This window comes from Caballeronia sp. J97 (assembly GCF_905220305.1).
GTDB lineage: Bacteria > Pseudomonadota > Gammaproteobacteria > Burkholderiales > Burkholderiaceae > Caballeronia.
Genome location: NZ_CAJMZL010000001.1, coordinates 274,993 through 292,622, shown reverse-complemented (window position 1 = coordinate 292,622; position 17,630 = coordinate 274,993). Strand labels below are relative to the sequence as shown.

General features: G+C 63.5%; 20 protein-coding genes and 1 tRNA gene. 9 read left to right on the top strand and 12 right to left on the bottom strand.

Features of this window, described 5'->3' with window-relative positions; all coding sequences use genetic code 11:
- Positions 1-149: 149 nt before the first annotated feature.
- Positions 150-749, top strand: a complete 600-nt coding sequence (locus U4Y90_RS01360; RefSeq protein ID WP_321791430.1) for a short chain dehydrogenase — start codon at positions 150-152, stop codon at positions 747-749.
- On the opposite strand, the gene U4Y90_RS01355 is transcribed toward U4Y90_RS01360, so the two are convergent.
- From U4Y90_RS01355 to U4Y90_RS01325, 7 genes are all read right to left on the bottom strand, one after another.
- A complete protein-coding gene (locus U4Y90_RS01355; protein WP_321791428.1) occupies positions 739-1,020 on the bottom strand; it encodes a hypothetical protein in 282 nt (93 codons plus the stop codon). The genes U4Y90_RS01360 and U4Y90_RS01355 overlap by 11 nt on opposite strands.
- 198 nt (positions 1,021-1,218) lie before the next feature.
- Complete coding sequence (locus U4Y90_RS01350; protein WP_321791426.1) at positions 1,219-1,473, bottom strand: hypothetical protein; 255 nt, start codon at positions 1,471-1,473, stop codon at positions 1,219-1,221.
- A 91-nt stretch (positions 1,474-1,564) separates the two neighbouring features.
- Positions 1,565-1,641, bottom strand: a tRNA-Pro gene (locus tag U4Y90_RS01345).
- A gap of 89 nt (positions 1,642-1,730) precedes the next feature.
- Entirely contained in the window at positions 1,731-2,141 is a 411-nt protein-coding gene (locus tag U4Y90_RS01340; RefSeq protein ID WP_321791425.1) for a hypothetical protein, read from the bottom strand.
- Positions 2,142-2,284: 143 nt separating this feature from the next.
- Entirely contained in the window at positions 2,285-3,175 is an 891-nt protein-coding gene (locus U4Y90_RS01335) for a LysR family transcriptional regulator (RefSeq protein ID WP_321791423.1), read from the bottom strand.
- Between the two features lie 83 nt (positions 3,176-3,258).
- On the bottom strand, positions 3,259-4,182 hold the full coding sequence (locus tag U4Y90_RS01330; RefSeq protein ID WP_321791421.1) for a LysR family transcriptional regulator: 924 nt from the start codon (positions 4,180-4,182) through the stop codon (positions 3,259-3,261).
- Positions 4,183-4,216: 34 nt separating this feature from the next.
- Complete coding sequence (locus U4Y90_RS01325) at positions 4,217-5,035, bottom strand: IclR family transcriptional regulator (protein WP_321791419.1); 819 nt, start codon at positions 5,033-5,035, stop codon at positions 4,217-4,219.
- 241 nt (positions 5,036-5,276) lie between these two features.
- Here U4Y90_RS01325 and U4Y90_RS01320 point away from each other — a divergent pair, with 241 nt between their 5' ends.
- From U4Y90_RS01320 to pcaC, 6 genes are read left to right on the top strand one after another with little or no spacing between them, the layout of a single operon-like run.
- Positions 5,277-5,981 carry a 3-oxoacid CoA-transferase subunit A gene (locus U4Y90_RS01320; protein ID WP_321791417.1) on the top strand — a complete coding sequence of 235 codons (705 nt, stop codon included), beginning with the start codon at positions 5,277-5,279 and terminating at the stop codon, positions 5,979-5,981.
- Between the two features lie 12 nt (positions 5,982-5,993).
- Positions 5,994-6,650 (top strand): 3-oxoacid CoA-transferase subunit B, encoded by a 657-nt coding sequence (locus tag U4Y90_RS01315; RefSeq protein WP_321791415.1) that lies wholly within the window; start codon positions 5,994-5,996, stop codon positions 6,648-6,650.
- Positions 6,651-6,680: 30 nt separating this feature from the next.
- Positions 6,681-7,883, top strand: coding sequence for a 3-oxoadipyl-CoA thiolase (pcaF, locus tag U4Y90_RS01310; RefSeq protein ID WP_321791413.1), 1,203 nt, complete (start codon positions 6,681-6,683; stop codon positions 7,881-7,883).
- Positions 7,884-7,887: 4 nt separating this feature from the next.
- Positions 7,888-9,255, top strand: a complete 1,368-nt coding sequence (locus U4Y90_RS01305; RefSeq protein WP_321791411.1) for a 3-carboxy-cis,cis-muconate cycloisomerase — start codon at positions 7,888-7,890, stop codon at positions 9,253-9,255.
- A gap of 4 nt (positions 9,256-9,259) precedes the next feature.
- A complete protein-coding gene (gene pcaD / locus U4Y90_RS01300) occupies positions 9,260-10,048 on the top strand; it encodes a 3-oxoadipate enol-lactonase (RefSeq protein WP_321791409.1) in 789 nt (262 codons plus the stop codon).
- Between the two features lie 2 nt (positions 10,049-10,050).
- Positions 10,051-10,434, top strand: a complete 384-nt coding sequence (pcaC, locus tag U4Y90_RS01295; protein WP_061160545.1) for a 4-carboxymuconolactone decarboxylase — start codon at positions 10,051-10,053, stop codon at positions 10,432-10,434.
- Positions 10,435-10,499: 65 nt separating this feature from the next.
- On the opposite strand, the gene U4Y90_RS01290 is transcribed toward pcaC, so the two are convergent.
- Together U4Y90_RS01290 and U4Y90_RS01285 are read right to left on the bottom strand one after the other, a co-directional pair.
- The gene (locus tag U4Y90_RS01290) at positions 10,500-11,789 is read right to left on the bottom strand and encodes a DUF3443 domain-containing protein (protein WP_321791405.1); all 1,290 of its coding nucleotides are present in this window, start codon (positions 11,787-11,789) and stop codon (positions 10,500-10,502) included.
- Between the two features lie 10 nt (positions 11,790-11,799).
- Complete coding sequence (locus U4Y90_RS01285; protein WP_321791403.1) at positions 11,800-12,261, bottom strand: DUF2844 domain-containing protein; 462 nt, start codon at positions 12,259-12,261, stop codon at positions 11,800-11,802.
- 419 nt (positions 12,262-12,680) lie between these two features.
- On the opposite strand from U4Y90_RS01285, the gene bamC reads away from it, so the two are divergent.
- Both bamC and U4Y90_RS01275 read left to right on the top strand, forming a co-directional pair.
- A complete protein-coding gene (gene bamC / locus U4Y90_RS01280) occupies positions 12,681-13,901 on the top strand; it encodes an outer membrane protein assembly factor BamC (protein WP_321791401.1) in 1,221 nt (406 codons plus the stop codon).
- A gap of 469 nt (positions 13,902-14,370) precedes the next feature.
- On the top strand, positions 14,371-14,661 hold the full coding sequence (locus U4Y90_RS01275) for a putative quinol monooxygenase (RefSeq protein WP_321791399.1): 291 nt from the start codon (positions 14,371-14,373) through the stop codon (positions 14,659-14,661).
- Positions 14,662-14,679: 18 nt separating this feature from the next.
- Here the strand turns inward: U4Y90_RS01275 and U4Y90_RS01270 are convergent, their stop codons facing one another.
- The 3 genes from U4Y90_RS01270 to U4Y90_RS01260 form a co-directional block, all read right to left on the bottom strand.
- Positions 14,680-14,940 (bottom strand): DNA-binding protein, encoded by a 261-nt coding sequence (locus U4Y90_RS01270; protein ID WP_321791397.1) that lies wholly within the window; start codon positions 14,938-14,940, stop codon positions 14,680-14,682.
- Positions 14,941-15,093: 153 nt separating this feature from the next.
- Complete coding sequence (gene aceB, locus U4Y90_RS01265) at positions 15,094-16,704, bottom strand: malate synthase A (protein ID WP_321791395.1); 1,611 nt, start codon at positions 16,702-16,704, stop codon at positions 15,094-15,096.
- Between the two features lie 69 nt (positions 16,705-16,773).
- Positions 16,774-17,577, bottom strand: coding sequence for a haloacid dehalogenase type II (locus U4Y90_RS01260; RefSeq protein WP_321791393.1), 804 nt, complete (start codon positions 17,575-17,577; stop codon positions 16,774-16,776).
- Between the last annotated feature and the right edge of the window lie 53 nt (positions 17,578-17,630).

The window sequence follows — 17,630 nt, the reverse complement described above, 5'->3', positions numbered from 1 at the left end:
ATGCCGCGCATCGTCGCGGCATTTTTTTCGTCCGGTGCATGCTCTGCGTAGTGTTCCCGACGGCAGTAGCATAGTTGCTTGCTCTTTTCCTGATTGCCGCTCCGGGCGCGCGCCCGCCGTGGCTTTCTCACATCGATTCGGGAGGGCTTATGCGAGTGTTGCTCGTTGGCGCGACAGGCATGTTGGGCACGGAGATCAAACGGATTTTCGAGCCCGGGCACGAAGTGATCACCGCGAGCCGAAAGGGCTCGGATGTATCGGTGGATTTGTCGGACAAGGCGAGCATCGTCGCGATGTTCGATAAAGTCGGCAAGGTCGGCGCTGTCGTGTGCGTCGGAGGCGCGGCGAAGTTCGCACCGCTCGATTCGCTCGGCGATGACGATTACGCGTTCAGCCTTGCGAACAAGCTGATGGGGCAGGTGAATCTCGTGCGTTGCGCGATCGGCCACGTGGATGAAGGCGGTTCCATTACGTTGACGAGCGGCACCCTCGCTCAGCAACCGATGATCGGCAGCGCGGCGGTGAGCATTGTCAATTCGGGTGTCGAAGGTTTCGTGCGCGTGGCGGCGCTCGAGCTGCAAGGCAAGCTGCGCGTGAATACCGTGAGTCCGGGCTGGGTCGCGGAGACCTTGGCTTCGATGGGCAAGGATGCATCGCAAGGCATCGCGGCTGCGGACGTCGCGAAGGTCTACAAGCGCGCCGTCGACGAGACGATGACTGGGCAGACGCTGCTTGCGGCTAAGGCTTGACGCCTACGCGGAAGCGCTTCTTGGGCCCCGCGGCTTGCGAGGGCGGCAGTTTCATTTTGACCGACCAGTAGACGATGCTCGGCCCGACGCCCCACGGTGGATAGATGCGCCAGTCATCGATGCCATGGTGGAAGAAGTAAAGCGCGAAGCATCGGCCTGGCCGGGTGGCGCTGACGCACACATAACGGCTGCCGCCGGGATAGATGCGCCCGAAGCGCGTGACGCGCGCGCGGCTGCCCGGATCGAACCATCGCGCCACTTCCGCACGCAACGGGGAGCAGGCTCGGCCGGTTCGGGTGCGCCGCTGTTGCGAGGGCGCTGGGACAGACAATGGCATGGCGCCGTTCCTTATATGTCACCTTAAGACTAGGGCTTAAAGCACTGACACACAAGTGTTTTTTTGATTCTTATGTCTGAATATACAGTGGCGCGGCCTTCTTGCCGAACGGATTGTCTGCAGCGGATTGCGTCAGACGTTCATGCCCATCATGGCGGTCGTGTTGGTCAGCGCCTCTTCTTCGGCGCGCGCCTTCAGCATGGCATCGGCGAGCCGGTAGTAGAGCAGCGCACGCTTTTCGAGCAGTGCGCTCGAGGCGTCGTCGGGAATGCGTTCGTCGACCATGTCGCCTGCCAGCGCCTGGCCCGCGAAATAGTCGCGCAGCGACATGCCGTAGTTGCTGTTGCCGGGAAACGCACGCGGGTTGTTGAGCTTGTTGTATGCCATTGTTCTTGCTCGGATGAGGCCATGCGACGACCTGGAATGGGCCACAAAGAAAAAGGCTCTCCGGCCAGAAGCCGGAGAGCCTTTTGATTTCTGGTCGGGGCGAGAGGATTTGAACCTCCGACCACCTGCACCCCATGCAGGTACGCTACCAGGCTGCGCTACGCCCCGAAAGAGCGAAAGTATATCAGAGAGAAACGAATAGTAGAACTGCTTCGAACAATTTCGCTTTTGGACTTACCAAATTCACTCGCGGCGCGTCAGAGCGTCAGCTTCGACTGCGTGTAAGGCGAGGTTTGAATCTGTACCGACTCTTCGCGCGCTGCCTCACTGCGGCTGCGACCGAGCTCGCGCGAAAAGCGCTGACGCGACCTGAACCGCAGTGCCAGAAGCAAGGAAATCGCGCATGGAATCAGGTAAGTGAGGATGCGCTCACTCCATGCGATCCTCGACCCGAAGCTGTCGTACGACGTGCGCTCATGAAAGGCGGCAGACGCGAAGATCATCGTCAGTGTGAAATCCAGCACCATCGCCAGACAGCACAGAACGAGGAAAATCAGTGCGCCGTTCCACCTCAGGCTGCCTTCACCTGCGTTCAACGTGCGGCAGATAAACAGCGTCAGGCAGAGCAAGGCCAGGTTGAAGAACAAGGGAAGCCAGGGAAAATCCATATCGCGCGTGCCTCGCGTGCAAGTAGCAGGGATGATCCCGGCGGCGCGCAAGATGAAAATTTCTGTCGCATCTAGAGCGCCCGACCCGGAAGCGGCGCGATCATTACATGCAAGACTCGACGACAGAATAAGAGTATTCCTAATCATATCGGCCGATCGGCCAGCGATTCCGACAGGAAGTCGATAAAAGTCCGCACCTTCGTCGTCATGTACTTGCGGCTCGTGTAGACCGCGTAGACGGAGGGCGCGAACGCCGTATAGCTCGGCAGCACGCGTACGAGCGAGCCCGCTGCCAGCTCCGGCTCGACGATCCACGCTGGAAAGTACGCGAGCCCGAGCCCGGCGCGCACGAGTTGCAGCGCCATCGACGTATCGTTGGTCTTGAGCACCGCCTGATTCTTCACGATGAAAGCGCCGTCCGGTCCCGTCAACGTCACGGAATCGATGTTCGTATACGTCGGCAACACGAACCGATGCCGCGCGATATCGTCCGGATGGCGCAGCTTGCCGTGCCGCTCCAGATACGCGCGCGCGCCCGCGAGCACGAAAGGCATCTTGCACAGGGGCCGCACGATCAGCGAGGGCGACGGCTCCGAGGTGGCGCGAATCGCCATGTCGTACCCTTCTTCGACGAGATCGACGAAGCGATTCTCCAGCCGCAGATCCACAAGCACGCCGGGATAGCGCGCCTGATACGCGACGAGCAGGTCCGCGAACGTGCGATTGGCGAACCAGCCAGGCGCGGTGACTTTGAGCACGCCCTGCGGTTGCGCCGTCTGCACGCCGACGGCGGCTTGCGCGGCCTGCAGGATGTCGAGCGCCTCGCTGCACTGCTCGTAGTACACGTTGCCGGCTTCCGTGAGACTCAGATGGCGCGTCGTGCGGTTCAGGAGGCGCACGCCCAACTGACGTTCCAGATTCGCGACGTGCTTGCTCGTCATCGCTGTCGATATGTCGAGCCGTTCCGCGGCTTTCACGAAGCTGCCTGCCTCGACGACTTCGCGGAATACGCGCAAGCTGGTCAGAGCATCCATCGAATCATTTCCTGTCGGGAAACAAAACGCTAATGTTAGCCGGATTTATCGACGGGCGATGTTTGCCTGGACCGCGCGGGGGCCTATTTGGGCCACTCGTCGAGTTCGTCGTTGAAGAGCGAAGCGACGATGCCGCGTAGCCACACCGTGCGTGCATCGTTGTGGAACTTGCGATGCCAATGCTGCTTCAGGTCGAAGCGCGGCAGCGCGAGCGGCGGTTCGGCGAGCGTGATCGACGCGTGCTCTGCCACATACGCGAAGCCGATCGCATGCGGCACCGTCGCGATCAGATCGGTGCGCGACAGGATGAACGGAAGGCTCATGAAGTGCGGCGTCTCGAGCACCGCGCGGCGCCGCACGCGTTCCTTGTCGAGATAGTTCTCGAGAATTTCCTGGCTGCGGCCTTCCGCGCGCACGACCGCGTGGCCGCATTCCATGAAGCGTTCGAGCGTGAGCGGCTGGTTCGCGTACGGATGATCGCGGCGCATCAGGCAGATGAAGCGATGTGAAAAGAGGCGCTGCTGAAAGAAATTGTTGCCGCGCAAGTCCGGAAAATAGCCGACCGCGAGATCGATGTCGCCCGCTTCGAGTCCGCGCTCGACATCGCCGTGCGAGGCCGACACCGAGCGCAGATTCGCGTTCGGCGCCTGTTTCGCGAACGCCTGCAAGAGGCGCGGCAGGAAGACGATTTCGCCGACATCGGAGAGCGCGATCGAAAACGTCTCCGTGCTGGTCGCGGGATCGAAATGCTGCCGGTCCAGCAAGCCGCGTTCGATCCGCGCGAGCGCCTCGCGCGCCGCGGGCACGAGCGCGATGGTTCGCGGCGTCGGCTCCATGCCGCGCGAGGTGCGCACGAAGAGCGGATCGTTGAAATATTCGCGCAGGCGCGCGAGCGCCGTCGACACGCGCGGCTGACTCACGCCGAGCCGCTCGGCGGCGCGGCTCACGTTGCGCGTCTCCTCGATGGCGACGAGGTAGGGAATCAGGTTGAGATCGAGATCGTTCATGGCGGAGTCTGCCTGCTCGCGCGTCAATGCGGCGTCATCCGCGTCGCGCGACCATGTCCGACACGCGCTGCGCCGCTTCCTGCAGCGGCTCGAGAAACGCCTTCACCATCTGCTTCGCGTTTTTGCGCTGCGCGTTGCCGCTGATGTTCAGCGCCGCGATCACGCGGCCTTGCCGGTCGTGGATCGGCGCGGACATCGAGATCAATCCTTCCTCCAGCTCCTGATCGACGATCGCCCAGCCCTGGCGCCGCACGATGGCGATCGCTTCCTTGAGCGCGTCCTTGTCGATGATCGTGCGCGGTGTGCGCGCGACGAGCGAACTCGAATCGAGCACTTCATCGAGGCGCGCTTCGTCGAGCGCGGCGAGCAGGACACGGCCCATCGACGTGCAGAACGCGGGCAAACGGCTGCCGATCGAGAGATTCTGCGTGATGATCTTGTGTGTCGGCACGCGCAGCACGTAGACGATTTCCGCGCCGTTCAGCACGGCCGCCGAGCAGCTTTCGTGCACCTGCTCGACGAGTTCTTCCATCACCGGCTCGGCCAGATTCCAGAAGGGCATCGACGTCAGATAGGCGAAACCGAGATCGAGGATCTTCGGCGTCAACTGAAAGAGACGTCCGTCCGCTTCGACGTAGCCGAGCGCCTGCAGCGTCAGAAGAATGCGGCGCGCGCCCGCGCGCGTGAGGCCCGTTGCGGCGGCGACATCGGTCAGGGTCTGGGCGGGACGGTTGGCGTCGAACGAGCGGATCACGGCGAGCCCGCGCGCGAACGACTGCACATATGCATCGCCGGGGCGCGATTGCGCATCCTGCGTTTCGGCTTCCGGATTGGGAGTGGCTAAAGTCTTCATAAGGCTCATCATGAAACGCGCGAACGGACAGCCGAGCGGATCGGCACCGGTGAAAACCCGTAGGTCGCACTTGCTTCGTTGACACGACAACGAATGCGGGACTACCATTCGGATGTTCGCTAAACGAATCCATGTTCGCATGACGAACATTTTGAAGCAAGTCTGATTACCAACTGGTAAACCCGAATTCGGGAAGCGCGATGCCAGATCGGCTTTCCCGAGACAGGAGAAGGAACGGCACATGATCAACAAGATTTTCGATTCGCTCGCCTCGGCCGTGGCCGACGTCCACGACGGCGCGACCATCATGATCGGCGGTTTCGGGACGGCGGGCATGCCGTCCGAGCTGATCGACGCGCTCATCGAGCAGGGCGCGCGCGAGCTCACGATCGTCAACAACAACGCCGGCAATGGCGACACGGGTCTCGCCGCGCTGCTCAAGGCGAAGCGCGTGCGCAAGATCATCTGCTCGTTCCCGCGTCAGACGGATTCGTACGTGTTCGACGCGCTCTATCGCGCGGGCGAAATCGAGCTGGAACTCGTGCCGCAGGGCAACCTGGCCGAGCGCATCCGCGCGGCCGGCGCGGGCATCGGCGGCTTTTTCACGCCGACGGGCTACGGCACGAAGCTCGCGGAAGGCAAGGAAACGCGTCTGATCGACGGCAAGCAATATGTGCTCGAAGCGCCTCTGCACGCGGATTTCGCGCTCGTGAAGGCATATAAGGGCGACCGCTGGGGCAATCTGGTCTATCGTAAGACTGCGCGCAACTTCGGCCCGATCATGGCGAGCGCCGCGAAGACGGCCATCGTGCAGGTGTCGAAGGTCGTGCCGCTCGGCGAACTCGACCCCGAAAACATCGTGACGCCGGGCATCTTCGTGCAGCGCGTCGTGGAAGTGCCGCAGACCGTGCACGCAGCGGAACTCGCAGCCGAAATTGCCGCTTAAGGACGACAAGCCATGAAGAAACTCACTCGTGACGAAATGGCCAAGCGCGTGGCCGCGGATATTCCCGAAGGCGCGTATGTGAACCTCGGCATCGGCGTGCCGACGCTCGTCGCCAATCATCTGGCGGCCGACCGCGAAATCTTCCTGCACAGCGAAAACGGCCTGCTCGGCATGGGCCCGGCGCCCGCGAAAGGCGAGGAAGACGACGAACTCATCAACGCGGGCAAGCAGCACGTGACGCTGCTCACGGGCGGCGCGTATTTCCATCACGCGGATTCGTTCGCGATGATGCGCGGCGGCCATCTCGACTTCTGCGTGCTCGGCGCGTTCCAGGTGTCCGCGACGGGCGATCTCGCCAACTGGCACACCGGCGCGCCCGACGCGATTCCGGCGGTCGGCGGCGCGATGGATCTCGCGATCGGCGCGAAGCAGGTCTACGTGATGATGGAACTGCTCACGAAACAGGGCGAAAGCAAGCTCGTCGACGTGTGTACGTATCCGGTGACGGGCGTGGCGTGCGTGAACCGCGTGTACACGGATCTCGCGGTGTTCGACGTGACCCCGGAAGGCCTGGTCGTGCGCGAGATCGTGGAAGGTCTGTCGTTCCAAGAATTGCAGAAGTTGGCCAAGGTGCCGCTTCAATATGCGCCGCTCACCGAAGCTGCCTGAGCCCGAGACACAAGAGAACTGGAGCAACTGATGAAAGAAGCTTTCGTATGTGATGCCATCCGCACGCCGATCGGCCGTTACGGCGGCTCGCTGTCCTCCGTGCGCGCCGACGATCTGGGCGCCGTGCCGCTGCGCGCGCTGGTCGAGCGCAACAAGGAAGTGGACTGGGAAGCCATCGACGAAGTGATCTACGGCTGCGCGAACCAGGCGGGCGAGGACAACCGCAACGTCGCGCGCATGTCGGCGCTGCTGGCGGGCCTGCCCATCGGCACGCCGGGCTCGACGGTCAACCGCCTGTGCGGTTCGGGCATGGACGCGATCGGCGTCGCGGCCCGCGCGATCAAGGCGGGCGAGACGAGCCTGATGATCGCGGGCGGCGTCGAAAGCATGAGCCGCGCGCCGTTCGTGATGGGCAAGGCGACGAGCGCGTTCTCGCGCTCTGCAGAGATCCACGACACGACCATCGGCTGGCGTTTCATCAATCCGCTGATGAAGAAGCAATACGGCGTCGATTCGATGCCCGAGACGGCCGAGAACGTCGCGGACGATTACAAGATCAGCCGCGCCGATCAGGACGCATTCGCGCTGCGCAGTCAGCAGAAGGCGGCGCGTGCGCAGAAGGACGGCACGCTCGCTCAGGAAATCGTCGCGGTGACGATTCCTCAGAAGAAGGGCGATGCGCTCGTCGTCGATCGTGACGAGCATCCGCGCGAGACGAGCCTCGAAGCGCTCGCGAAGCTGAAGGGCGTCGTGCGCCCGGACGGCTCGGTGACGGCGGGCAACGCGTCGGGCGTGAACGACGGCGCGGTCGCGATGCTGATCGCCGACGAAGAGAGCGCGAAGCGCAACGGCCTCACGCCGCGCGCGCGCATTCTCGGCCTCGCGACGGCAGGCGTGCCGCCGCGCGTGATGGGCATCGGCCCGGGACCGGCATCGCAGAAGCTGCTCGCGCGTCTGGGCATGACCATCGACCAGATGGACGTGATCGAGCTGAACGAAGCGTTCGCGTCGCAAGGTGTCGCGACGCTGCGCATGCTCGGCGTCGCCGACGACGATCCCCGTGTCAACCCGAACGGCGGCGCGATCGCGCTGGGCCATCCGCTCGGCGCGTCGGGCGCGCGGCTCGTCACGACCGCAAGCTACCAGCTGCATCGCACGGGCGGACGCTACGCGCTCTGCACGATGTGCATCGGCGTGGGTCAGGGCATCGCGATGATCATCGAGCGGGTCTGAGTGCATGTTCTCATCGACTGGACGTCTCACCGATCTGATCTGCGGCAACGCGGACGCGAACGAGATCTGGTCGCCGCGCGCGACCGTGCAGGCGATGCTCGATGTCGAAGCCGCGCTCGCGCGGGCGTCGGCCAGGCACGGCGTGATTCCGTCGGGCGCGGTCGAGGCGATCGTCGGCGCGTGCAAGGCCGATAACATCGATGCCGACGCATTGATGACCGGCGCGCAAGCGGGCGGCAATCTCGCGATTCCGCTCGTCAAGCAGTTGACGGCCGTCGTGAAGGCGAACGACGCCGAAGCCGCGAAGTACGTGCACTGGGGCGCGACGAGTCAGGACATCATCGATACGGGCGTCGTGCTGCAATTGCGCGCTTTCCTCGATCTGATCGATGCGGATTTGCGCGCGCTCGCCGATGCGCTCGCCGCACAGGCGCAGGCGCACAAGAAGACGCCGATGATTGGCCGCACGTGGCTCCAGCAAGCGCTGCCGATCACGCTGGGTCTGAAGTTCGCGCAGTGGCTCGATGCGGTGACGCGTCATCGCCGGCGTCTCGGTGAACTGAAAACGCGCGCGCTCGTGCTGCAATTCGGCGGCGCGGCGGGCACGCTTGCGAGTCTGCGCGACAAGGCGTTGCCTGTCGCGGCATCGCTCGCGGACGATCTGAGGCTGACGCTGCCCGCGTTGCCGTGGCACTCGCAGCGCGATCGCATCGCGGAAGCGGCGTCGTTTCTCGGCATGCTGACGGGCACGCTCGGCAAGATCGCGCGCGACATCTCGCTGATGATGCAGACCGAACTCGGCGAAGTCGCCGAACCGGCCGCCGCGGGCAAGGGCGGTTCGTCGACGATGCCGCACAAGCGCAATCCCGTCGGCTGCGCGGCCGTGCTCACCGCGGCGACGCGCGCGCCGAACCTCGTCGCGACGATCTTCGCGGGCATGGTTCAGGAGCACGAGCGCGCATTGGGCGGCTGGCAGGCCGAATGGGAAGCGCTGCCCGATCTCGCGCGTCTGACCGCGGGCGCTTTGTCGAACATCGCCGGCATCGTTGTGGCGATGGAAGTCAACGTCGAACGTCTCGCGCAAAACCTGAACGTGACCCACGGCCTCGTGCTCGGCGAAGCGGTGATGCTCGCGCTCGGCGACGCCATCGGCAGGCTCGATGCGCACAAGCTGGTCGAAGGCGCGTCGAAGGCGTCGGTCGCGAACGGCACATCGCTCTTCGACGAGCTCGCCGCGAACGAAACCGTCATGCGCCATGTGTCGCAAGATCAATTGAAGCAATTGCTCGATCCGGCGAACTACGTCGGACAGGCGCAGGCGTTCGTCGATGCCGCCATCGCGAACGCTCAATCGAACCAACAGGAGCGGTAAAAACATGCCTCTTGCCGAAGTGAACGGAACGCGGATTCACTATCGCATCGATGTCACGGCGGGCGACGACGCCCCGTGGCTCGTGCTGTCGAATTCGCTCGGCGCCGATGTGTCGATGTGGACGCCGAACATCGAGGCCTTCGCGAAGCGCTATCGCGTGCTGCGCTACGACACGCGCGGTCACGGCCATTCGGACGTGCCGGCGGGCCCGTACACGATCGATCAGCTGATCGGCGATGTGATCGGCCTGATGGATCATCTGAAAATCGAGCGCGCGAATTACTGCGGCCTGTCGATGGGCGGCCTGACCGGCATCGGGCTGGCCGCGCGTCATCCGCAGCGCTTTGCGCGCGTGGTGCTGTCGAACACCGCGGCGCTGATCGGCTCCGATGCCGTGTGGACGCCGCGCGCCGCGAAGGCGCGCGAGACGGGCGGCATGCCCGCGCTGACCGATACGGTGATCGCGCGCTGGTTCACCGCGCCGTTCCTCGAGCGCGAGCAACTCGTGCTGTCGAATATCCGCGACGTGTTTCGCCACACCGACGGCGACGGCTACGCGTCGAACTGCGAAGCGATCCGCGATGCCGACCTGCGCGACGAAGCAAAGACGATCAAGCTGCCCGTGCTCGTGATCTCGGGCACGCACGATCTGTCGACGACGGCCGAGCAGGGCCGTGAGCTCGCGGGTTACATCGAGGGTTCGCGCTACGTCGAGCTGGACGCCGCGCATCTGTCGAACATCGAAAAGCGCGACGACTACACGCGCGCCGTCCTCGAATTCCTCGGAGAATGACAATGACCGACGACGAACGCTACGAAGCCGGGATGAAGGTGCGCCGCGCGGTGCTGTCCGACGCGCACGTGGACCGCTCGCTTGCGAATCGCACGGAACTCACGACCGAATTCCAGAACTTCATCACGCGCTATGCGTGGGGTGAAATCTGGACGCGCGATGGCCTGCCGCGCCATACGCGCAGCCTCCTCACGATCGCGATGATGGTCGCGCTCAACCGCAGCGAAGAACTCGCGCTGCACTTGCGCGCCGCGAAGAACAACGGCGTAACGCAAGACGAGATCAAGGAAGTGCTGCTGCAGACGGCGGTCTACTGCGGCGTGCCGGCGGCGAATTCGGCATTCCATCTCGCGCAGAAGATCTTCGACGAGGAAAGCAAGGCCTAGTCACGCGCCAGCCCTGACGAAAAGCCGTTTCCGGGACACCGGAAGCGGCTTTTTCATTTCCGGGTTCAGAACGCGTAATACGGCCCCGGTCCCGCCGGCGTCGGTCTTCCGTCGAGCGCCGTGAATACGCGCCGGCCGTAGAAGAACGGCAGGCCCCAGTCGAAGTAGCCGCTGGCCGTACCGGCGAGATTGTCGAAGGCGAAGTGGCCCGTGCCGAACAAGGCCGTCGATTGCGCAATCGTGAAGCTCACCGCGCTTTGCGCGCCGCTCGACGAGCGGATCGTCGCGGCGATCGTCTGCGGCGTCGACGGGCAATACCACACGCCGCATTTGGCTAGCGTCGTCGACGGGAAGAAGACGCCGTTCGATCCGCTGTCGATGAAGCTCGACCCATACTGGCTGCCGCCGAAATCCGTCGTGACGTAGCCGGACAGCGAGTTCGACTTGAGCACGGTCGCGGAGCCGAGCAGATTGTTCGACTGCGAGCCGATGCCGAAGGTCATCGTCCCCGTGACCGCCGACGCGCCGCTGTCCGGCACGTCGGGCAACTCGATCAGCACGCCATTGTTGTCGGTGGCGAAGTTAGCAACAGGATTGGTCACTTGCTGCGCGACGGACACCTTGCTCGAGACGCAGTTGCTCGACACGCAGTCGTAGTACCAGCGCGGCATTGCGGAGGCTGCGCAGCCCGCGCCGCAGTCGGCGGTGAACGGTCCGACGCCGAGTATGCCGTTGCCGCGCAGGCTCGACGCGGAGAGCATCGGCAAACCGGACTGGCTGCAGTCTTGCGCCGCGTTGCCCGCGGCGATATCGGCGATCAGTTGCACGGAGGTCGAGCGCGCGACCTGGCTCGCGAGCCGGACATCGGCAGTGCGCACCGCGCCCCAGGTATAGCCCGAGCCGAAGACGGCGCATTCCGCGACGATCGCACTCTGGCTGCTGCCCGCGAGCAGCGGCAGTGCGATCGACGAATCGAGCGCGGACGCCAGCACTCTCAGGCCGTGCGAGCCGGTGTCGACCTGAATGTTGTCGATCGTCTGGCACGTATTCGTGCCGGGCACGCAGATCGTTACGCTGGTTTGCAGCATGTTGCGCGTGTTGGTCGGCGTGCTGGAGACGCGGATCGTCTGGACGTTGGGCGTCGTCGACTGCGCCACGGTCGTATTGGCGGACGGCGAGGATGCCGCGATCGCGGGCGCGGCGGCACTGGCCGCATCGGGCGCGCTGGCCTGCTGGGACGGCGCGGCGGAACTGCCGGTCGAGGTGCTGCCGCCACCGCCGCCGCCGCCTCCGCAGGCGTGGAGAAAAACGCAGAGCGCGAGGGCGGGCATCGAGAGAAGGGCACGGGTTTTCATCGTCGGGCGCTCACTGGATGTCGGTCGAAGTCACGCCCGGCGGCAAGGCGCTCGCGAGCCATGCGCGGCCACTGAATTCGCGCAGCCGCACGCGATTTTCGACGACGAGATCGCCCTTCGCGACGCGCGACGTGTGCAGTCCCGCGTCGGCGGTCGATGCGTTCGCGCCTTGCCTGAACGTCTCGAAGTATTGGCCAAGCAGCGATCGAATGTCCGGCATCGCCGGGCCGCGCCAGGACACCGCGTACACCTGGCCGCTCGAATCGACGTACTCACGCACGACGATGCCGTTGGCATCGGTTGTTTCGTGATATTGGACGAGGCCGCCCTGAGCCTGCTGCACGACATCGCCGTGCGACACATCCGCGGCGGGCACGGTTGCGCCGAGTTGAGCGTGCACGTCAACCGATGCGCCGATCGCGAGGATTGTCAGGCATGCCGCTGCGTAGTGAGGAATTCTGATTTTTTTCATGCTTTTTCTCTCCGTTAATTAGGACTCTTCTTATTTTTTGAGATGAGATTTTAGGAGAAAGGCGCTGCAACGCAATACGCACAGATCCACCCCCGTGACACCAGCGAACCCGGGGCGGAGAGAGACAAACTCTCTAAAAATCAGGGTGTTGCGAAGATCGAAAGACCGAATTGCCGCTTTTCGTAATTGTCATAAATTGTCAATTCGGCGCGAAGCAGCTTAAATGAAGAGTGCGGAGATTGCAGTTCGCTGCCTTTGAGCGTGTTTCTTCGCCTGACAGGCAAGGGTCGAAACGGGCGCGGTGGGGTTGTTTTGGGCGGCCGTTCGCTCGCCTTTTTTCACTGCGCAGCGCCGGACCGGTAAAATAACGGGTTGATCCACGGAAGAACGCCCGTGGCGTAGCGGAAGGACTTTTCCAAATGACAGATTTTCGTGTAACGAAGCGGGTGGCTGCGCTTTTCGCGGTGGCCGGAATCGTGTCGGGATGTGGCTCGTCCAATCCCAACGCGTTCAATTACAAGAGCGATCAGCGTTCGAAACAGGTGTCTCTCGCCGTTCCGCCGAACCTGCTCGACGAAGCGTCCGACCAGCGTTCGCTGCCGCCGCAGGGCGGCCAGGCATCGCTGTCCGATCTGCAGCAAATCCAGAAAGTCGCTCCGAACACGCCCACGGTGGTTCCACCGGTGTCGGGCATGCACATTCAGCGAGACGGCACCGAGCGCTGGCTCGTCGTCGACGGCAAGACGCCCGATCAGGTGTGGCCGCAGGTCCGCCGTTTCTGGCAGGAGCAGGGTTTCCTGCTCGTCGTCGATCAGCGCGACAAGGGCGTGATGGAAACGGACTGGAACGAAACCCATCCGCAAATCTCCGACGGCCTGATCCGCGACACGCTCGCCAAGGCGACCGGCAATTCTTATGTCACCGCCGAGCGCAACAAGTACCGCACGCGTCTCGAGACGGCGCCGAGCGGCGGCACGTACGTGTTCATCAGCCAGAAGGGTATGCGCGAGGCGCTGACCGGCGTGAACAACGACACGAGCCAGTGGCAGGCGCGCCCGAACGACCCGGCGCTCGAGAACGAATACCTGAAGCGCCTGATGTCCTCGCTCTCGATGGCCGATCAACGCACGGCTGCCGGCGGCGCGACGCCGCTCGACACGCCCGCCGCCGCCGGCGCTGCCGGCGCAGCGGGCGCTCAGGCCGCGAAGGGCGGCGACTCGAAGGCGGCGAAGGTCGCGGCGCAGAATGTTGCGAACTCGGGCAACTCGCCGATCCGAAACGAAGTCGTGCCCGAGGCCGAGTCCTCGCAACTGACGCTGCCCGAAGCGTATGACCGCGCGTGGTTGCACGTGGGCATCGCGCTCGATCGCGCCAACTTCACGGTGGACGACCGCGACCGCAGCAAGGGCGTCTACTACGTGCGCTATGTCGATCCGACGGACAAGTCGTCGGCGGAGCAAGGCTTCTGGAGCCAGGTGTTCCACGGTCGCAAGGAAATGAAGGCGAAGCAGTATCAGGTCAACGTGCGCGCGGTCACCGAGCAGCAGACGCGCGTCGCCATCGTCGACGACAAGGGCAATGTCGATTCGTCGCCGCAGGCGCGCCAGATCATGGCGTTACTGTCCGATCAGATCAGCTGATCTTTCAGCCCGATCCCGAAGAAACCGCCTCGATTGCGAGGCGGTTTTTTTTACGTCTTCATTACCGAGTCGTGGTCGCAAACGATTTTTTCAGCATGCACAGAAATGCGAGCGTCGTCTGAGAATTGCGCAGACAATTCTTTCTATCGGGAAATGTGCGCAAAAGCTTATAGAAATGAACGTGCGGACAGTACATTGCATCAGTGGCGTCATTTACCTGCCCGACGTTCTTCGAAGCGCGCTCATCAGGCGCGTTGCGCCGGACAAACAGACGATTGGTTCGCCAGGCGCGAACCCCGATGGCCCCGTCGCCTATCCTCGTAGGGCGACGGTTTTTACCCGCGTTTCTCTTGGAACGCGGGTTTTTTCTTTGGCCGGGTCGTCAGGTTCGTCAGGCGTTTTCGGCGATGTCCGCCGTGCGCGGTTATGCTCGTGCTTTCATCGTTTGAGTGAAAACAGGAGAACGCTCATGTCGGAAGTGGCCGTCGTCGCGATTTTTGTCGCCAAGCCGGGGAAGGAAGAAGAACTGAGGCAAGTGCTCGAAGCGAACGTCGAGCCGACGCGCAAGGAAGCGGGTGCGCTGCAATACGACTTGCACCGCGACATCAAGGAGCCGCGGCGCTTTATCTTCGTCGAACGCTGGGAGAGCGAGGCCGCGCTCGCGAAGCACGGCGAATCGGCGCATATTCAGGCGTTTCGCGCCAAGTCGCCGGATTTGTGCGAGCACGGCGAGGTCCGTGTCGCGAGCAAGATCCTCTGACGGACCGAAAGACCGTCGTCAGTGTGTTTCGTGCGGGACGTCGAGGATCAGGATGATGGTCCAGTCGGCGTCGCCGTCGTGATGATACTGACGCTCCGCGACGATGAACGGCTGCTGCTTGCCGGCCGGCCCGAGAAAGAGCACGTCGCCTTCCATCGGCAGACATTCGACGGGCGGCAACGCCAGATACGAGTCCTTGTTCACGTTGCGCGGCATCAGTTTTTCGATCTTGCGCGATGCCGCTTCGGTCCATTCGATATCGAGCTGGATATTGCTCATGCTGTCGTTCGCACGGTGAGTGCGCTCCACGGTTGAATCGTTGAAAAGACGATGCGCAATGTAGCACACGCCGTGCGCGATCCATGAGGCGCGGCAGACGAAAAAACGGCCCTCGGGCCGTTTTTCAATCGTGCGTCGGAAGGACCGAAACGGTCAGATTTCCTCGTACAGCGGCAGCGTCAGAAACTCGGTGAACTGCGCCGAGGTCGACATCTCCTCGAAGATCTTCGCCGCGCGTTCATACGGCTTCGTGTCCGCGCCCGTTGCACCGACGGCCTGCTTCACTTTCTCCAGTTCGTCGATGGTGATGTCGCGCACCATCGCGGCCGTGACCTTGCGGCCGTCGTCGAGCTTGCCCTTCGGCGAGCGGATCCATTGCCACACTTGCGAGCGCGAGATCTCCGCGGTCGCGGCGTCTTCCATCAGATTGTGGATCGGCACGCAGCCATTGCCGGCGAGCCATGAACCGAGATAGTGGACGCCCACGTTCACGTTGTTGCGCAGGCCCGCTTCGGTGATCGGCTCTTCGGGACGGAAGTCGAGCAGGTCGTGCGCGGTCACCTGCACGTCGGTGCGCTGCTTGTCGATCTGGTTCGGCTTGTCGCCGAGCACCTTCACGAACTCTTCCATCGCGACCGGCACGAGGCCCGGATGCGCGACCCAGCCGCCGTCGTAGCCGTCGGTGGCGTCGCGCGCCTTGTCGGAGCGCACCCCGCCCATCGCGCGATCGTTGGCGGCCGGATCGTTCTTGATCGGAATCAGCGCGGACATGCCGCCGATCGCCGGCGCGCCGCGCTTGTGACAGGTCTTCAGCAACTCGAGTGCGTAGGCGCGCATGAACGGGGAGGTCATCGTGATCTTCGCGCGGTCGGCGAGGCAGAAATCCGTGTCGTTCTTGAACTTCTTGATCGCCGAGAAGATGTAGTCCCAGCGGCCCGCGTTGAGGCCCGAGCTATGCTCGCGCAGCTCGTACAGGATTTCGTCCATCTCGAACGCGGCGAGAATCGTTTCGACGAGCACCGTCGCGCGAATCGTGCCGCGCGGAATGCCGACACCTTCCTGCGCCGCGACGAAGATGTCGTTCCACAAGCGCGCTTCGAGATGGCTTTCCATCTTCGGCAGATAGAAGTACGGGCCGCTGCCCCGCGCGATCAACTCCTTCGCGTTGTGGAACAGGAAAAGCGCGAAATCGAAAATGCCGCCCGACACGCGCTGGCCGTCTACCGTGACATGCTTCTCGTCGAGATGCCAGCCGCGCGGACGCACGATCAGGGTCGCGATCTTGTCCTTGAGCGTGTACGACTTGCCGTTTTGCTCCAGCGCGATCGTGCGGCGCACCGCTTCCTTCAGGTTGATCTGGCCGACGATCTGATTGTCCCAGTTCGGCGCGTTCGAATCCTCGAAGTCGGTCATGTACGAATCCGCGCCGGAATTGAGCGCGTTGATGATCATCTTGCGCTCGACCGGGCCGGTGATTTCGACACGGCGGCATTGCAGATCCTTCGGCAGCGGCGCGACTTTCCAGTCGCCTTCGCGGATCGATTTCGTCTCTTCGAGGAAGCCGGGACGCTCGCCCGCGTCGAGGCGCTTCGTGCGTTCGACGCGCGCGCCGAGCAATTGCTGGCGGCGCGCCTCGAACTGGCGATGCAGCGACGCGACGAACGCGAGCGCCTCGGGCGTCAGGATGGTCTCGTAGCCGGGCTTGATATCGGCCGAGATTGCCATGCCTTTCGGAAGCGAAAGCGGATTCGATGGATGCGTCATGGTTTTCTCCTTGGTCGGTCAGACGGTTTTGCTAGTGGTTGCATGAAGCAATGAAAGGGCAGCCGGCCGCTAGATGCCCGGCGGCCGGCGTGCGCTGCCTGTCTTGCGGCCGCGCGATGCGTTGAGCGCACGCGCGGAGCCGCTTTCGATGAAAGCGATGAGTTCGGTCATGCCGCGGCCGCTGCCGTGCGGCGCGACGCCCAGTTCCTCGAGCGGCAGCGCGGCGCGGTTGATCCAGAACGTCGTGTATCCGAACCACGTTGCGCCAGCTACGTTCCAGCCGTTGCTGGACACGAAGACGATGTCGCGCGCGGCGGCGTCGAAGGCTTGCGTGCCGAGCGCATAGGCGGCGGGAGCGGGCTTGTAGGCGCGCGCGGCATCGACGGACAGCACGTGATCGAAGAGCCCGCCCATGCCGGCGCTTTTGACGGCGACGTCGAGCATCGGTGGATTGCCGTTCGACAGAATCGCGAGGGGAATGGCGAGGCCGTCGCGCAATGATCTGAGCGCGGGCAGGGTGTCGGGAAACGCGGAAAGGCACGCGTATTCGTCCATGAGCCGCTTTTCGGCGGCGCTCGTCAATGCGTCGGCGAGTTTCAGGCGCGCGGCCGCATGGCGCAGCGCATCGATCGTGATCTTCCAGAACGGTTCGTAATGCGCGCCCGCCGGGTCCGCGAGCGTGCGCAGTTGCGTGTATTCGATCTGCTTGCGGCGCCAGAGCTTCGAGAGCGCGTCGCCATGGCCAGGAAAAAGCTGCTCGGCGGCGGCGACGACCGAATGGACGTCGAAGAGCGTGCCGTAAGCGTCGAAGATGACTGCGCGGGGAGGTCTGGACAATTCGATGGACGATGCGTGTGTCGTTATGGCCGACATAGCCGTGCGCTCCGTTTAGAGGTCGGAACCGATTGTATTCGTGATCTAAGTGA

Excerpts from the sequence above, each read along its gene's own strand:
- U4Y90_RS01360 (WP_321791430.1), top strand. The coding sequence starts at position 150 with ATGCGAGTGTTGCTCGTTGGCGCGACAGGCATGTTGGGCACGGAGATC.
- U4Y90_RS01350 (WP_321791426.1), bottom strand. The coding sequence starts at position 1,473 with ATGGCATACAACAAGCTCAACAACCCGCGTGCGTTTCCCGGCAACAGC.
- U4Y90_RS01340 (WP_321791425.1), bottom strand. The coding sequence starts at position 2,141 with ATGGATTTTCCCTGGCTTCCCTTGTTCTTCAACCTGGCCTTGCTCTGC.
- U4Y90_RS01335 (WP_321791423.1), bottom strand. The coding sequence starts at position 3,175 with ATGGATGCTCTGACCAGCTTGCGCGTATTCCGCGAAGTCGTCGAGGCA.
- U4Y90_RS01330 (WP_321791421.1), bottom strand. The coding sequence starts at position 4,182 with ATGAACGATCTCGATCTCAACCTGATTCCCTACCTCGTCGCCATCGAG.
- U4Y90_RS01325 (WP_321791419.1), bottom strand. The coding sequence starts at position 5,035 with ATGAAGACTTTAGCCACTCCCAATCCGGAAGCCGAAACGCAGGATGCG.
- U4Y90_RS01320 (WP_321791417.1), top strand. The coding sequence starts at position 5,277 with ATGATCAACAAGATTTTCGATTCGCTCGCCTCGGCCGTGGCCGACGTC.
- U4Y90_RS01315 (WP_321791415.1), top strand. The coding sequence starts at position 5,994 with ATGAAGAAACTCACTCGTGACGAAATGGCCAAGCGCGTGGCCGCGGAT.
- pcaF (WP_321791413.1), top strand. The coding sequence starts at position 6,681 with ATGAAAGAAGCTTTCGTATGTGATGCCATCCGCACGCCGATCGGCCGT.
- U4Y90_RS01305 (WP_321791411.1), top strand. The coding sequence starts at position 7,888 with ATGTTCTCATCGACTGGACGTCTCACCGATCTGATCTGCGGCAACGCG.
- pcaD (WP_321791409.1), top strand. The coding sequence starts at position 9,260 with ATGCCTCTTGCCGAAGTGAACGGAACGCGGATTCACTATCGCATCGAT.
- pcaC (WP_061160545.1), top strand. The coding sequence starts at position 10,051 with ATGACCGACGACGAACGCTACGAAGCCGGGATGAAGGTGCGCCGCGCG.
- U4Y90_RS01290 (WP_321791405.1), bottom strand. The coding sequence starts at position 11,789 with ATGAAAACCCGTGCCCTTCTCTCGATGCCCGCCCTCGCGCTCTGCGTT.
- U4Y90_RS01285 (WP_321791403.1), bottom strand. The coding sequence starts at position 12,261 with ATGAAAAAAATCAGAATTCCTCACTACGCAGCGGCATGCCTGACAATC.
- bamC (WP_321791401.1), top strand. The coding sequence starts at position 12,681 with ATGACAGATTTTCGTGTAACGAAGCGGGTGGCTGCGCTTTTCGCGGTG.
- U4Y90_RS01275 (WP_321791399.1), top strand. The coding sequence starts at position 14,371 with ATGTCGGAAGTGGCCGTCGTCGCGATTTTTGTCGCCAAGCCGGGGAAG.
- U4Y90_RS01270 (WP_321791397.1), bottom strand. The coding sequence starts at position 14,940 with ATGAGCAATATCCAGCTCGATATCGAATGGACCGAAGCGGCATCGCGC.
- aceB (WP_321791395.1), bottom strand. The coding sequence starts at position 16,704 with ATGACGCATCCATCGAATCCGCTTTCGCTTCCGAAAGGCATGGCAATC.
- U4Y90_RS01260 (WP_321791393.1), bottom strand. The coding sequence starts at position 17,577 with ATGTCGGCCATAACGACACACGCATCGTCCATCGAATTGTCCAGACCT.